Raw genomic sequence first — 15,850 nt, 5'->3', positions numbered from 1 at the left:
GTATCAAAAAGTTCAAATTATGACACATCAGCATACAATAGAAGGCGTTACATGTTCAGGTTGCGTAAACACTGTAACGGAACGTTTGTCAAAATTACCTGAAATTACTTCGGTTGAGGTGAATAAAGAGGACAAACGTATCACACTTAGCATGACAAGTCATGTTACATTGGATAGCTTACAAGAAGCTTTAGGAGGTAAGGAGAGTAAATATCAAATTTCGTTATCCAAAAGTGAAGAACACGACGAGGCAAAAGTTAAAAGTTGTTGCTCGGTAACACCTAAAGAAAACCACACGCACAAGCCAAAATTTAACATTCCAGCAGGAAAATATTATTGCCCCATGTATTGTGAAGGGGATAAAATGTATGACAAACCTGGCGATTGTCCGGTTTGTGGAATGGACCTTGTCAAACAACCCGAGTTGGTTGTGAAAACACAATACACATGTCCCATGCATCCTGAAGTAATTTCAGATACTCCGGGAAACTGTCCCAAATGCGGTATGGATTTAGTTCCGATGCAACCAAAAGATACAGAAGAGGACAAAACCTATCAGCAGCTATGGCATAAAATGAAAATAGCCTCGTTGTTTACCATTCCGGTTTTTATTATTTCCATGTCCGAAATGATTCCAAATAATCCGTTGTATCAAATTATGGATTTGGAAAAACGGAATTGGGTACAATTGATATTAACCATTCCGGTTGTTTTTTACGCATGCTGGATGTTTTTTGAACGCGCATGGCGATCCATAGTAAATTGGAATTTGAACATGTTTACGTTAATCGGTATCGGGACTGGAGTAGCATTTTTATTTAGCATAGCAGGTTTAGTATTTCCAGATGCTTTTCCAGACGAATTTAAATCCCATAGTGGAACAGTACATTTGTATTTTGAAGCTACAGTAGTAGTATTAACTTTAGTCTTATTGGGGCAACTTCTGGAAGCCAAAGCCCATTCCAAGACAAGTGGAGCCATTAAAGAATTGTTGAAATTGGCTCCTTCAGAAGCTACTATTGTAGTAGATGGTGTCGATAAAAGGGTTTCCATTCATGATATTCAAAAAGGCGATATTTTGCGCGTGAAGCCTGGTGAAAAGGTAGCAGTTGACGGGACAATTACTGATGGCCGTGCGACCATCGATGAATCGATGATAACTGGCGAACCAATTCCTGTTGAAAAAGCTGTAGCCGATAAAGTGAGTTCGGGAACGATAAACGGGACAACCTCATTTTTAATGGTAGCCGAAAAGGTAGGAGCAGAAACGCTATTATCGCAAATTGTGCAAATGGTAAGTGATGCCAGTCGTTCAAGAGCACCGATACAAAATTTAGTGGATAAAATTTCCAGGTATTTTGTACCCATAGTAGTTGGGATTTCCATCATAACATTTATCATTTGGTGGCAATTTGGTCCCGATCCAAAATTAACGTATGCACTTGTGAATGCAATCGCTGTTTTAATCATTGCTTGCCCGTGTGCACTTGGTTTGGCAACACCTATGTCGGTTATGGTAGGGGTTGGTAAAGGAGCAAAATTAGGAGTGTTAATTAAAAACGCGGAAGCCATTGAAAAAATGGATAAAATAGATGTTTTGATTACGGATAAAACGGGAACGCTTACGGAAGGTAAACCTTCAGTAGAGAAAGTGGTAGTACAGCAAGGGGATGAAAAAGAAGTATTGGGTAAAATAGCCGCCTTGAACCAACAAAGCGAACACCCTTTAGCAAAAGCGGTTGTGGCATTTGCTATGTCAAAAGCGGCTGTTTTGCAAAATGTAGCAAACTTCGAATCCATAACGGGTAAAGGAGTAAAAGGTGTTGTCGATAATGAAGTTGTGCTTTTAGGAAACAAAGAATTATTGAAACAAGAAGGTATTCAGAATTTTGAAACCATAGAAAAAGCGGTGGTAACAGAACAAAAGCAAGGTAAGACAGTGTCTTACATAGCTGTAAATCATAAAGTAATAGGTTATGTTACCATTACAGATGCTATTAAAAAAACCAGTGTTGAAGCCATACAAGAGTTGAAACACCAAGGAGTTGAAGTAATAATGCTAACAGGGGATAATGAAAATACAGCAAAGAGCGTAGCTGCTGAATTACAAGTATCCGATTTCAAAGCCAATTGTTTACCACAAGATAAATTAGAATATATAAAGAAATTACAAATACAAGGAAAAGTTGTGGCTATGGCAGGTGACGGTATCAATGATGCTCCGGCATTAGCACAATCGGATATTGGTATTGCAATGGGAACAGGGACAGATGTGGCTATTGAAAGTGCAAAAATAACGTTAGTAAAGGGAGATTTAGTAGGAATCGTAAAGGCTAAGAATTTGAGTCATGCCGTAATGCGTAATATCAAGCAAAACTTATTTTTTGCTTTTATATACAATACTATTGGAATTCCATTAGCAGCAGGCGTATTATTCCCATATTTTGGCATACTATTATCACCTATGATTGCCGCTTTAGCGATGAGCTTCAGCTCGGTTTCGGTAATTGCAAACGCGTTGCGATTACGCAACATAAAAATATAAAGCATGAAACATTTTTATGTAATTGCAATACTTATGGTTTCGCTTTCGGTCAAAGCGCAAAACATTGTACGGTATGATTTACATGTAAAGGATACTATCGTTAATTTTTCAAATAAAGAGAAGATGGCGATTGCGGTAAATGGTCAAATTCCTATGCCAACTTTAACGTTTACCGAAGGCGATATTGCAGAAATACACGTATACAATCATTTGAAAGTAACAACTTCCTTGCATTGGCACGGATTGTATTTACCCAACAAAGAAGATGGTGTGCCTTTTCTAACACAGATGCCAATTCAACCAGGAGAAGAGTTTGTTTATCGATTTCCAATTATACAGTCGGGGACCCATTGGTACCACAGTCATAGCGGGATGCAAGAGCAAATCGGGATGTATGGAATGTTAATACTAAAGAAAAAGCAGAACGATCCAACTTTTAGAACAGGTATTGACGATATACCTCAAGTAAATGTGATGTTGAGCGAATGGACCAATTATAATCCGATGAACATACAACGAATGTTGCGAAATGGTACCGATTGGTTTGCTATAAAAAAAGGAGCAACACAAAGTTATGCAGAGGCCATTCGCGAAGGTCATTTTAAAACGAAAATTACCAATGAGTGGAAGCGAATGTTGGCAATGGATGTTAGTGATGTTTATTACGATGCTTTTTTGTTAAATGGAAAAGCCGAAAGTGAATTAGCGCAGTTCAAAGCGGGTGATAAAGTACGCTTGCGAATCGCAAACGGCGGAGCCTCTTCCTATTTCTGGCTGCAGTATGCAGGAGGTAAAATGACGGTTGTGGCTAATGATGGTAATGATGTGTTACCTGTTGAAGTAGATCGTTTGATTATAGGGGTGTCTGAGACCTACGATGTAGTGGTTACCATTCCGATGAACATGTCTTATGAATTTTTAGCAACAGCAGAAGATAGAACCAATACAACTTCATTATTCTTGGGAAGTGGGCATAAAATGAAAGCAGATCGTTTACCCCGTTTGAAATATTTTGAAGGGATGCAAATGATGAACGAAATGATGAATGCAAACGGTACTATGAATGACATGGGAATGAAAATGAGTTTTCAAAAAATGGATATGAATGCAGTAATGTACCCTGAATTAGCCAAAAAGAAACCAGAAGTATCTCAGGATAAAGAAGAGAATATAGAGATGGATCATAGTAAAATGGAGCATTCAAAAATGCAAATGGACAATGCAAACGAGGCACATAAAAAACACAGTTCGGATTCCAAATTGAAAACATTAAACTATGCGATGTTAAAATCGCCACAACCAACCAGTTTACCAGAAAATACTCCAATTAGAGAATTGCGATTGGAACTTACAGGGAATATGAACCGTTATGTATGGAGTATGGATAACAAGGTAATGTCGGAGACCGATAAAATTTTAATTAAAAAAGGAGAGGTGCTTCGTATCACATTATACAACAATTCGATGATGCGTCACCCTATGCATTTGCACGGACATGATTTTAGAATTTTAAACGGGCAAGGCGATTATGCTCCATTGAAAAATGTACTAGATATAATGCCCATGGAAACAAACGTTATTGAATTTGAAGCAAACACTGATGGTGATTGGTTCTTCCATTGTCACATTTTATATCACATGATGGCGGGGATGAATCGTGTTTTTAGTTATGAAAATTCTGCGCCAAACCCATATTTACCGAATAAGGAAAAAGCCTATAAAATACTGCAATCGGAAAGCAATCGATTTTATTTTAGTGCTGAAAATGATTTTGCAACCAACGGAAACGATGGAAAAATGGAATGGAACAATACCCGATGGCGCTTGGCAACAGAATGGCGTTTGGGGTATACAGACACCAATGGATATGAATCTGAAACGCACATAGGAAGATATATCGGAAAAAATCAATGGTTGATGCCTTTTGTAGGTTTTGATGCTCGTTATCGAAAGTTGGATTCTGGAGAAATTGAAGAAAATCTTTTTAGACAAAAAAGTACAAAAGATAAACGAATCCAAACGAGTCTTGGTTTTGCGTATACTTTACCGATGTTGGTAACTTTTCAAACAGAAATCTATCATGATGGTAATATTCGCATGCAGTTGATGCGAGAAGATATTCCAGTTTCCAAACGTTTACGAATGGCTTTTATGGTAAATACCGACAAAGAGTATAGTGCAGGATTGAAATATATTATGGGTAAAAATGCAGCTTTAGCTACACATTATGATAGTGATATGGGATTTGGTTTTGGGGTAACACTTAATTATTAAAGTCTTTTTTTATGTGTATTTCAGTTTTCTAAGGTTAAGTTAATCAAAAGTTTACATCCTAACATTTTAGTAAACTGTAGTTGTGTTTTTAGTAATACGAGGATTACATTTTTTTTACATACTGTAGATAGTTTTGGCGTAGTAAAAAACCAAACTATTATTTATGAAAACAAATTTTAAAGCCTTATTATTACTTACCTTATCAGGAGTAATAGTGTCGTGCAATCAAGATGATGATACAACAACGACTACAAACGAAACAGAATTAAAGCCTGTATTAGCAAATCATACTGTAACGCCAGCCTTTTTAGCGAAGAAGCCAGGTTTTGAAAATTTAGAAATTTACGGAATTTTAAGTTCAGAAGATCAATTAGTAGATTCTCCAGAATTTGTTTACGGTTCAATGGCAGACGGAATGGGCTTACTTAAAAATAGTGATGGTACTTTTTCATTGATTAACAATATTGAAGCCGATTATTCTATTGCGCGTATTTCGTTTGATAAAACCTTTAAACCAGTAAAAGGAGAATATATTTTAAATGCAGCTGCTACAGCACGTACAGCACAATGTTCAGGTTCGTTAATTACTCCAGAAGAGCACGGATTTGGTCCATTATTCCTTTCAGGAGGAGAGTGGGGAGGAGCTTCAAAAGGGGTTTTTGCAACGGATCCTTTTAAAAGTGCTGAAAATGCTGAATTGGCTACGATGTTACCTGCTCTAGGGCAATGGTCTACAGAGAATGCTGTGGTTCTTGGTAAAGATGCTTATCCAAATAAAACAATCGCTTTCATTGGAGATGATACAAGTGATAATGCAATACCTTCTGGTCAATTGGCAATGTATCTAGGAAATCGTGGTGATTTAGCAGGAGGAAGCTTATACGGTTTAAAAGTAACACAAGCAGGTGTCAATTATGAGATGGATATGCAAGAAGGTGTTTCGTATCCAGTAGAATTTGTTGAATATACAGAAAGAACATTAGATGAGTTGGAACAAGAATCTCGTGATAAAGGGATAATGGGATTCTCTCGTGTTGAGGATATCGATTACAGAAAAGGATCAGGATCGGCTAACAGAGAAGTGTATTTTGCAGTAACAGGAAGAAAGAAAACCGCTTTAACAGGTTTAGGTTCATTCTACGGACGTATATATAAAGTGGTTTTAGATGCAAACAATCCATTACAAGCAACTATTACCTGTGTTTTAGATGGAGATAATTTAACAGGTGTAGCAAAAGCATTCCATAGTCCAGATAATATCGTTGTAACAAAAGATTACGCTTATATCATGGAAGATCCAAACGGATACCCCGATACAGCTGATAAAACGCACTTTGCAGCATTGTACCAATACAACATAAACACAGGAGCGTTAAAAGTAGTTTTAGAGTGTGATCAAAATGCGGCACAAAACGCTGGTTACGGTTCCGCTACAGATATGTGGGAGTTAACGGGGATGATTGATGTTTCGGACATTATTGGTATCGAAGGGAGTTTCTTAATTTGTACACAAAATCACGGTTGGGAAAATGCAAGCTTTACTGATGCTCAAGCAACTACCACTACAGATAGTAATGAAGGAAGTGTATTGTATCTTATTAAAGGTTTAGAAAGATAATATGATTAGAAGGTTAGAAATCATAGATGTTAAGGCTGTATTTTTTTGCAGCCTTTTCGTTTTTTTAGTAAGCTGTAAAAAGGAACCTGTTTATGATGAGGTTACAGCATTTACGCAATTGGAAGAATATTTTAAAAAAGAAATAAGCAATACGTATGAAAGTTTAGATGCTTTAAACAAAGCACAATTGCTATCCGAAAAAAAGGCTTTGTATTTAGAGGCTCGCTTACACTTTAAAAAGTTAGAACCGATTTTAGCTTTTGTCGATTCGGAGAATTACAATTATCTGAACCAGCCTAATATTTTAAAAATCGAAGAGGAAGATTTTACCGATATTAAAATTAAAAATCCAACAGGTTTTCAAGTAATGGAAGAGTTGTTGTTTGATGAAGTGGTTGATAAGGTAGAGCTGCATACACAAGTAGCAACAACCAGTACACGTTTGAAGTTTTTGCATAAAAACCAAACACTAAAGTTTTTAAAAAAGCACCACATCCTTTGGATGCTTAGAGATGCAGTAAACCGTATTGCGTTAACAGGAATTACAGGCTTTGATTCTCCAGTTTTGGAACATTCGTTAACAGAGGCGCAAACGGTTTACGCTTCATTAAAGGAAATTTTACATGTATTTGAAAAGGAATTTACCAATAAAGAGTTGCTTAAAAAATGGGATACACATTTGGATAAGAGTGTTTCGTTTTTAGGAAATTCAGATTTCAAAAGATTCAATCGTTATGTGTTTCTAAAAGACTATACCCAGCCAACTTTAGAAATTTGGAACCAAACCGTTTCGGATTGGAAAGTGGTTTTTCCGTTCAAGCAGGCGATTAATTATGATGTCGATAATTTGTTTTCAGATAAAACCTTTAACATCAATTATTTTACCAATCAAAAAGGTGATCCAATTGCAGAAGCTAAGGTAGCATTGGGGAAAAAACTCTTTGAAGACAATTCATTGTCACATGATAAAAGTATAAGTTGTGCAACTTGTCACAAGCAAGAATTGTATTTTACAGATGGATTAGCAAAATCTCCTGGAACAACCCGAAATTCACCAACGTTGTTTTACGCTGCACTACAAAAGGGTTTTTTCCATGATAAGCGAACGGGGACTTTAGAAGGACAAGTAATTGATGTGATAAATAATCCAAATGAATTTCATCTTTCGTTAAACGATTTGGAAAAAAGAGTTATGGAAAATCCAAGCTATCAAGAGGCGTTTTCAGCAACTTACGGTAAAGCAATAGACAATCACCTTATACGAAATGCTATTGCCTCGTATATTATGGCATTAAATCCATTTAATTCCAAATTCGATTTAAACATGCAAGGTCTTGAAAATACTTTGACAAGTAGTGAAATTAATGGTTTTAACCTTTTTACGGGTAAAGCAAAATGTGCTACCTGTCATTTTGCACCCTTGTTCAACGGATTAGTACCCACCGCTTTCAAAGAGTCAGAAATGGAATTAATAGGGGTACCACAATCAAAAGACACGATTAAGGCCAAAATAGACAGTGATTTAGGAAGATATAATGTATACCAAACCGAACAGCGAAAATTCTTTTTCAAGACACCTACGGTGCGTAATATTGAGAAAACGGCACCTTACATGCACAATGGTGTATATACTACACTTGAAGAAGTTATTGACTTTTATGATAAAGGAGGTGCGGCAGGTTTAGGAATTGATTTGGAATACCAAACTTTACCAACAGACAAACTCAATTTGTCGGCTCAAGAAAAAGCAGATTTAGTAGCTTTTTTAAAGACCTTAACCGATAAAATCTAAGGATAAAAAAATCCCGCCAAAAGCGGGATTTTAATTTATTTCTTTTTTCGCATTTTCATATTTAAAAACTCAACGGTTAGTGAAAAGGCAATAGCAAAATACAGATAACCTTTTGGAACGGCTCCTACATGTTGTCCTGCTAGTTCAGCGTGAGATAAGTGCATACTTTCTGTGATTAACATGAATCCAATTAAAATTAAGAACGCCAATCCTAAAATTTGGATGGAAGGGTTTTTGTTTACAAAGTTTCCAACCGGAACAGCAAACAACATCATAATGCCTACGGAAATGACAACGGCAGTTACCATGATAGTAAGGGCGCCTTCTAGTCCATTAGTCATACCTACAGCCGTTAAAATACTATCGACAGAGAAGATTAAATCGATCATCAAAATTTGACCAATAACACTCGCAAAGCTTGTAGAGGCACCTGTTTTAATTTCTTTTTCTTCTTCACCTTTATGATCTACTTTTTCGTGTATTTCTTTGGTACTTTTATAAATCAAGAATAATCCACCTAAAAGTAGAATCATAGCTTGTCCTGTTATTTCTGCGGAAAACCAACCAAAGTCAAAACTGAACCAAGGGGCTTTCATAGCAATCAATAAGGTAATACCAAATAATAAACCAATACGCATAAACATGGCTAAGAAAAGCCCTATTTGTGTTGCTTTTTTTCTTTTTTCCTCGGGTAATTTTCCCGTTACTATAGAAATAAAAATAATATTATCGATACCCAATACAATTTCTAAAAATGTAAGTGTTAATAATGCAATCCAAGTATCAGGTTGTAAAAAGATTTCCATTTAATTAAGTTTTAATTGAGTTTAATAACTGTTCCTTTTTGTTTGTGCGTTTCACCCACAAACGAATATTCAAAATTGTAACCGGTAGCCGTAGTAGTTAAAATTTTCATTTGTACTGCTTTCTTCTCAGCTCTGTTTTTTGGGTGTATTTTTTGTAAAATAAACTCGCAATCGTTTACCCAACGAACGGATGAAGTATCGGTTTTACCTCTGAAAGTTTCAATTTGAAGCGTTTCAGTTCGTTCAAAAACAGATTTTTCAACAGTACCATCAATTTCCTGAGTAAATTCAAATTTTCCCGTTTTATAATCGGTACAGTTGCGTTCTTGTTGGTAGCACGCTGTTAGAAGTAAAGGGATTCCCCAAAATATTTTTTTAAACATCATGATGATTTTGTATGGTTATAAGAGGCTTTATTAAATACTTACTAAGTGTTTTTATCCCCATCAAATAAACTCTTAATAATGGTGTTAATACCTTTAAAAATTAAATACATTGCAAAAGCACAAATGATAATTCCAAGCCCTAAAACAAATGGGTATAAAGGATTTTCTTTGTTTTTAAACGAACTATTGATAACAACAGGACCGATAAAAAGCAGGGGTAAAGCACCTGATAAATAGCGAATGCCTTTAGCCAATATTTTTCTGTTGGTAGCCATTAAAAAGTAAGATTTAAGCCTACGCCATTTCGGTTGGAAATCAATTTTACATCGTAAATTAATCCCAATGGATGACGCTCAGCAGGTTGGTCTTCGTTGTACAATTCGATACTTTTTGTAATTCGTTTTTTATTGCCCGATAAAAGAGGAATAGAAACCGCTGCAACGCCAAGTCCTGCAAAAGTTAAAGCTTGTGGATAATCACGGTTTTCAGTCGTAAGTCCCATAACAGCATCTGCAACACAAAGTCCAATACCACTCGCTAGAAATACACCACCAATAGATTGTCTGGTTTTTGCCTTTTTATAAAGCTGTAAGGCTTCCGGTTTTGCAGCCAATACTTTTTTGATATCGTGCTTGTAAACCAATGAATCTTTTACATAAAACTTATTGTCCTCTATTTTTATTCTTTGCGCAAAAGTCAATCCTGTTGCAAAAAGACATAATGCCAATAGTAATTTTTTCATTTATATGTTCAGTTAGTTGTTTTCGTTGTAAAAGTTGACCGCTTTTCGAACGCTGCCATGGTCAGCTAGAAGGGCTTGGGCTTCTTCATAACCTACACCAATTTCGTCCATGATCATTTTAACACCTCTATCAACAAGCTTGTTGTTGCTCAATTGCATATCAACCATTTTATTCCCTTTCACTTTACCCAATTGAATCATGGTAGCAGTTGAAAGCATATTCAAAACAAGCTTCTGTGCAGTGCCAGCTTTCATGCGGCTGCTACCGGTAACAAATTCGGGACCTACAACAACTTCAATAGGGAATTGTGCTGTTGTTGCCAAAGGACTACCTTGATTGCAAGTAATACAACCGGTAATGATGTTATTTTGGTTGCACTTTTCCAATCCGCCAATGACATATGGAGTAGTGCCTGATGCTGCGATACCCACAACAACATCCTTTTCAGAAATATTCCATTCTTTTAAATCCAACCAAGCTTGGTTGGCATCGTCTTCTGCATTTTCAACAGCTTTACGAATAGCCGTATCACCACCTGCAATCAATCCAATAACTTGATCAAAAGGAACACCAAAAGTAGGAGGGCATTCTGAAGCGTCCACTACACCCAAACGACCAGAAGTACCTGCGCCAATATAGAACAAACGGCCACCTTGTTTCATCTTAGAAACAATTTGGGTTACTAAAGTTTCAATTTGTGGTAAGGCTTTTTCAACAGCATAAGGAACCGTTTTGTCTTCGTTGTTGATATTAGCAAGCAATTCCGTAACCGACATTTTTTCCAGATGTTGGTAGTTAGAAGCTTGTTCTGTAGTTTTGGTAAAGTTCATTCACTGCTTTTTATAACAAAGTAGCTAAATTACAAAGTTTTTTTGGTTTCCGGTCTATTTTTGTAAGGCTTTAAAAGGTGTTTTTAGTGGATATTTACCACAAAAGCAGTATTGAGACTTTACATGAAATAAGCCAAAAGAATTCCCAGTACTATTACGCTTAATTTGGCCAAATTGAACTTATGACCTTCACTACTTTCAAAAATAATGGTAGAAGAAATATGGAATAAAATTCCGATTACAATACCTGATATTTGCGTATAGAAGTGGCTCAAGAAACCAAGATTTTCTGACAGATAGGTTCCTAAAGGTGTCATAAAAGCAAAAAGCATCATAAAAAAGAAAATGGCTTTTTTACTCAAGGCTGAATGGCTAAAGAAAGTAGTTAAAATTATTGCAATAGGGAAGTGGTGAATGGCAATTCCATACGCCAAATGATTATGATTACTAATCGGCATACCTTCCAACAAAGCATGCAAACACAAACTTAAGAACAGTAGCCACGGCATATTGTTCATTTTATCATGACTGTGAACATGTCCGTGTTCAGCTCCTTTTGAGAAATATTCCAATATAATCTGGAATACAATACCAATCATGATGAAAGCACCGATTGGACTGTCGTGATGGTGATGGTGATCTTCAGCATGGTGCAAATTCGATTCATATACTTCAGGAAGTAAATGCATTACCGTTAAGGATAATAAAAATGCACCACTAAAGGCAAGTAATAATTTTAGATTTTTTTTGTTTTTTGGTCGTATAAACAAAGCAATACCATAACCTAAAATAACAGCAATAAGAGGTAAAATATAAATACTGTAATCCATATTATTTGAAAATCATAATTAGGCGTTCCGAGTTGTTTTTATAGAATTTTTGCAATTTATAATTACCAAAAATATCCAATAGATAAATGCCAGCATCTTCCATCATTTTTTCAAAATCGGCTAAGCGTAAGGCTTGTACTCTTTCTGTAAAATGGAAGTCTTGACCGTTATCGGTAAAATTGATTTCTTTAAAAATATGATTGTCCTTCACGTAACGTTTGATGTGAAAAGTGATACCGTCTACAATTTTAGTTTCTTCGGGAACCAGGTTGTCAATAATATAATCAACATTCATAAAATCAATACAAGCAAACCCCGTTTCATTTAAACTGTTATGAATGGCTTGAATGGTTTTTAAATTGTCAGCATCATCATCAAAATAACCAAAACTGGTAAATAAATTGAAAATAGCATCGTATTTTTCATCACAAGTTTGGCGCATATCATGCACTTTGAAATGTAAAGTTGGGTTGGCTAATTTTGAAGCTTCAGCAATACTATTTTCCGATAAATCAGCACCAGTTACATCATAACCTAAAGAGTTTAAATAAATTGAATGACGTCCTTTTCCACAAGCCAAGTCTAAAATGCGAGCATTTTCAGGTAAATTCAAATACTGCGTAAGATTATCCATAAAGTGTTGGGCTTCAGTATAATCTCGATCTTTGTATAAAATATGGTAATAAGGAGTGTCAAACCATGAGGCGTACCAATTGTTCGTGTTTGACAAATCGTTTTGAGGAAATGGATTTAGGTTTTCAGACATTTATTCTTAATCAATGAATTCGTCTTGCAAATTTAGTGTATTTTTGCACTTAAATTCTACTTTTTCCAAGATATACAATTGGAATTTTAGAATTTATTAAATTTTACAATTGATTTTGTAACAGACCTTGATATTGCGATGGAAAATTTTAAAATGGTAGCCAAAACCTTATTTGGCTTTGAAGAATTACTAGAGAACGAACTAAAACAATTAGGAGCTCAAAATGTAGAAAAAGGGACTCGTGTAGTTAGTTTTGTAGGGGATAAAGGCTTTATGTACAAGGCTAATTTAGCATTGCGTACAGCACTTAAAATTTTAAAACCGATTAAGACCTTCAAAGCATTCAATGAAAAAGGATTGTATAACGGTATTCAAAGTATTGATTGGTCGGCCTATTTAAACGAACACCGAACGTTTGTTGTAGAGACTACTTTGCATTCGGAGCATTTCAATCACAGTCAGTTTGTGGCATTAAAATCAAAGGATGCTATTGTAGACCAGTTTCGTGATGCTACAGGTAAACGACCAAATATTGATAAAGACTTTCCCGATTTGCGCATTCATGTTCATATCGATCGTGATTTAGTTACGGTTTCTCTGGATACTTCAGGAGAATCACTTCACCGAAGAGGATATAAAACGGCAACTAATATAGCACCTATAAATGAAGTTTTAGCAGCAGGAATGTTGTTGCTTTCGGGTTGGGATGGTACCAGTCATTTTGTGGATCCGATGTGTGGTAGTGGAACAATTTTGGCAGAAGCCGCGATGATTGCATGTAATATCCCAGCAAACATTAACCGTAAAGAATTCGCTTTTGAGCGTTGGAACGATTGGGATAGTGAATTATTTGATACTATTTTAGAATCCTTGTTGAAGAAAACACGAGAGTTTCATTATACCATCACCGGTTATGATAAGGCACCAAGTGCAGTAGCCAAAGCGAAAGATAATATAAAAAATGCTAATTTAGACGAGTATGTTTCCATTCGTCAAGCCAATTTCTTCGAAACGGAAAAAATGAGCGAGGGGCCATTACACATGGTATTTAACCCGCCTTATGGAGAACGTTTGGATATCAATATGGAGCGCTTCTATAGAGAAATTGGCGATACCTTAAAACAAAATTATCCCAATACAAATGCATGGTTTATTACCGCTAATTTAGATGCATTGAAGTTTGTAGGTTTAAAACCAAGTAGAAAGATTAAACTTTTTAATGGTAAATTAGAGTCACGTTTGGTTAAGTATGAAATGTATGCAGGTAGTAAGCGTACGAAGTTTCAGAACAATGACAAATCCGAATAATAATTTTAGAACTTAAAGAGATGTTACAAAACAAAAAGATAAAAGCATTTTTATACAATTTGCTGAGTTTTATAGTAATTTATGTACCGGCTATGTTTGCTATTCAGCAATTTACACCATTGCAAGGTTTTATGGTTTCAATAACGGCTTTTGCAATTTCTATAGTATTAGGTCCCAAATTTCAATTTGTAGAAACTAGAGATGGCGGTAAAATCTTTATGAAATGGGTTTTTGTAAAAGGAATTAAAGAAGTAAAATAAGATGCTGAAAATTTCTGAATTAAAAGAAGAAAGAAGTAGAACAATTTATTATGTAGACGAATTTGGTGATAGGGTTCGTGATGTGGAGGAGTATATTACCAATTATAGAATTAAAACAGTGAAGACTGCTCCAAGATTTGGACATTTCTTTGTTGATTCAATTTTTTTTCAAGTTCTTATAATCTCATTTCAGTTTCTAATTGGTTTTTTTAGTTTAATATTGGATGGAATCGGAATTTCAACTATTTATATTCAGTATTATGGTTCACTTTTTTTGCTTTTAGGTTATCCTTTAATGTATTTTATTTGTGAATTTTATTGGCAACAAACGCCAGGGAAGTTTTTAACGGGTAATGTAGTAATTGACGAGTATGGAAATAAGCCAAACTTAAAGCAAATCGCTGCAAGATCTATTTTTAGATTGATTCCATTTGATGCTCTTTCTTGTTTGGGAGATGATTATAGCTATGGATGGCATGATAGATGGTCTCAGACATATGTAGTACCAAAAGAAGAATTACTAAAAATAAAACAGCTTCAAAAGGAACAAATGAACAATCCTGTATAATTAGATTTCATAAAAAAAGCTCCAATTTAGAGAATTAAATTGGAGCTTTTTTTGTTTTAAAAAATTATAATCGATTTTTAATTTCTTGAATAATTGCTTTTTGCGAAAAGTCATTGGTATTTAAACTGCAATTTTTGTTTCCATAAGGTTCATAGCGTGATGGGTCGGTGATATGGAACAGACCAATGGTTGTAGTACCACTAGAAGTTGATAAATGCATCATGCCACTGTCAGCACCAATGAATAATTGGGTGTTAGCCATAAAAGCTGTTATTTCACGAATGTCTTTACTGTAGTAAGTAGGCGCTTTAAATTGAATTTGCGATACGTTTTCAACAGGTAGAATTTCTACAATATTGTAATCTTTAAATTCAACTAGCATATCCGCATATAATGAATTCCACCATTCTTCAGAATAACATTTGGCACCGGTAGCAAAAGTAAATAGCGCAATAGTAGGTTTTTCAGGATTTGCTATAATTTGATTTAATTTCGTTTTCCCTGTTTCAATTTCTGTTTCTGTAAGGTTTAATGCTAAAAGCGGAATGTTTTTTTGAGTAATTTTTTTACCGGATTGTTCCAGGTATTCCCAGAAATTATAAATGGAGAACTTTGCAAAATGTTCATAATCGGGAAGATGAGCATATGGATTGTTTTTGATTTCTCCATAAAATTTAAAAGGAGCACGTGCAACAGTAGTAGCTAATCTTCCAGAAGAGGAGCCTTTGTTGGTATTGATAACCAAATCGTATTTTTTAAAGCTCAGTTGGAACCAAGTTTTAAAATATTGGAAAAGTTCCTTAAAATGTTTTTTTGGTAAGCATAAAAATTGATCTACGTTTGGAGCGTTTTCAAATACGGCTTTGGCAACTGTACCTTTTACAAATAAATCGATTTTACTATCTGGAAATTGTTTTGATATTTCCGCTATCAGTGGGGTAATAAGTATAGTATTTCCCAATCGGTGGTTCGGACGTATAACCAGTATTTTTTTTGGATTGGAGTCCGGTTTTAAAAATTGGTTTTTACCAATGTTTTTAGTTAAACCTTTCGTTAGTTTTCTTCGGTATGTATTTATTCTGGCTAAAGGGGTCATTTTTTTAATTATGAGATTAGCCAAAAGT

The 15,850-nt window shown here is 35.2% G+C and carries 15 protein-coding genes; 7 read left to right on the top strand and 8 right to left on the bottom strand.

Translation table 11 applies throughout. From position 1 onward, the window contains the following. Positions 1-19 precede the first annotated feature (19 nt). The 4 genes from ACFS5J_RS05640 (at position 20) to ACFS5J_RS05625 (ending at position 8,229) form a co-directional block, all read left to right on the top strand. On the top strand, positions 20-2,545 hold the full coding sequence (locus ACFS5J_RS05640; protein ID WP_379811083.1) for a heavy metal translocating P-type ATPase: 2,526 nt from the start codon (positions 20-22) through the stop codon (positions 2,543-2,545). Positions 2,546-2,548: 3 nt separating this feature from the next. Continuing rightward, positions 2,549-4,819 (top strand): multicopper oxidase domain-containing protein, encoded by a 2,271-nt coding sequence (locus ACFS5J_RS05635; RefSeq protein WP_379811082.1) that lies wholly within the window; start codon positions 2,549-2,551, stop codon positions 4,817-4,819. 163 nt (positions 4,820-4,982) lie between these two features. Then, the gene (locus tag ACFS5J_RS05630) at positions 4,983-6,437 is read left to right on the top strand and encodes an alkaline phosphatase PhoX (protein ID WP_379811081.1); all 1,455 of its coding nucleotides are present in this window, start codon (positions 4,983-4,985) and stop codon (positions 6,435-6,437) included. A 1-nt stretch (position 6,438) separates the two neighbouring features. Further along, the gene (locus ACFS5J_RS05625; protein WP_379811080.1) at positions 6,439-8,229 is read left to right on the top strand and encodes a cytochrome c peroxidase; all 1,791 of its coding nucleotides are present in this window, start codon (positions 6,439-6,441) and stop codon (positions 8,227-8,229) included. 35 nt (positions 8,230-8,264) lie between these two features. Here ACFS5J_RS05625 and ACFS5J_RS05620 read toward each other — a convergent pair whose 3' ends face one another. From ACFS5J_RS05620 to ACFS5J_RS05590, 7 genes are all read right to left on the bottom strand, one after another. Continuing rightward, a complete protein-coding gene (locus ACFS5J_RS05620) occupies positions 8,265-9,035 on the bottom strand; it encodes a TerC family protein (protein ID WP_379811079.1) in 771 nt (256 codons plus the stop codon). 11 nt (positions 9,036-9,046) lie between these two features. Beyond that, the gene (locus ACFS5J_RS05615) at positions 9,047-9,418 is read right to left on the bottom strand and encodes a DNA topoisomerase IV (RefSeq protein ID WP_379811476.1); all 372 of its coding nucleotides are present in this window, start codon (positions 9,416-9,418) and stop codon (positions 9,047-9,049) included. Positions 9,419-9,462: 44 nt separating this feature from the next. Further along, on the bottom strand, positions 9,463-9,696 hold the full coding sequence (locus tag ACFS5J_RS05610; RefSeq protein ID WP_379811078.1) for a DUF6095 family protein: 234 nt from the start codon (positions 9,694-9,696) through the stop codon (positions 9,463-9,465). Beyond that, positions 9,696-10,163, bottom strand: coding sequence for a hypothetical protein (locus ACFS5J_RS05605; protein ID WP_379811077.1), 468 nt, complete (start codon positions 10,161-10,163; stop codon positions 9,696-9,698). Before ACFS5J_RS05605 ends, ACFS5J_RS05610 begins: the two co-directional genes overlap by 1 nt. Before the next feature lie 12 nt (positions 10,164-10,175). Continuing rightward, a complete protein-coding gene (murQ, locus tag ACFS5J_RS05600; protein WP_379811076.1) occupies positions 10,176-10,994 on the bottom strand; it encodes an N-acetylmuramic acid 6-phosphate etherase in 819 nt (272 codons plus the stop codon). Positions 10,995-11,113: 119 nt separating this feature from the next. Next, entirely contained in the window at positions 11,114-11,824 is a 711-nt protein-coding gene (locus tag ACFS5J_RS05595; RefSeq protein WP_379811075.1) for a ZIP family metal transporter, read from the bottom strand. A gap of 1 nt (position 11,825) precedes the next feature. Continuing rightward, complete coding sequence (locus ACFS5J_RS05590) at positions 11,826-12,590, bottom strand: class I SAM-dependent DNA methyltransferase (RefSeq protein WP_379811074.1); 765 nt, start codon at positions 12,588-12,590, stop codon at positions 11,826-11,828. 138 nt (positions 12,591-12,728) lie between these two features. On the opposite strand from ACFS5J_RS05590, the gene ACFS5J_RS05585 reads away from it, so the two are divergent. Genes ACFS5J_RS05585 through ACFS5J_RS05575 form a run of 3 tightly spaced genes read left to right on the top strand, consistent with a single transcriptional unit; the run spans position 12,729 to position 14,726 of the window. Continuing rightward, positions 12,729-13,898 (top strand): THUMP domain-containing class I SAM-dependent RNA methyltransferase, encoded by a 1,170-nt coding sequence (locus tag ACFS5J_RS05585; RefSeq protein WP_379811073.1) that lies wholly within the window; start codon positions 12,729-12,731, stop codon positions 13,896-13,898. A 20-nt stretch (positions 13,899-13,918) separates the two neighbouring features. Then, positions 13,919-14,158: a hypothetical protein gene (locus tag ACFS5J_RS05580; RefSeq protein ID WP_379811072.1), complete on the top strand. Its 240-nt coding sequence runs from the start codon at positions 13,919-13,921 to the stop codon at positions 14,156-14,158. 1 nt (position 14,159) lies between these two features. Continuing rightward, a complete protein-coding gene (locus tag ACFS5J_RS05575; protein ID WP_379811071.1) occupies positions 14,160-14,726 on the top strand; it encodes an RDD family protein in 567 nt (188 codons plus the stop codon). A 64-nt stretch (positions 14,727-14,790) separates the two neighbouring features. Here ACFS5J_RS05575 and ACFS5J_RS05570 read toward each other — a convergent pair whose 3' ends face one another. Further along, positions 14,791-15,822 (bottom strand): glycosyltransferase family 9 protein, encoded by a 1,032-nt coding sequence (locus ACFS5J_RS05570; RefSeq protein WP_379811070.1) that lies wholly within the window; start codon positions 15,820-15,822, stop codon positions 14,791-14,793. Between the last annotated feature and the right edge of the window lie 28 nt (positions 15,823-15,850).

This window comes from Flavobacterium chuncheonense (genome assembly GCF_042686145.1).
In the GTDB taxonomy this organism is placed as follows: domain Bacteria; phylum Bacteroidota; class Bacteroidia; order Flavobacteriales; family Flavobacteriaceae; genus Flavobacterium; species Flavobacterium chuncheonense.
The sequence above is the reverse complement of the archived record's forward strand: the minus strand, read 5'-3'. Positions and strand labels throughout refer to the sequence as shown.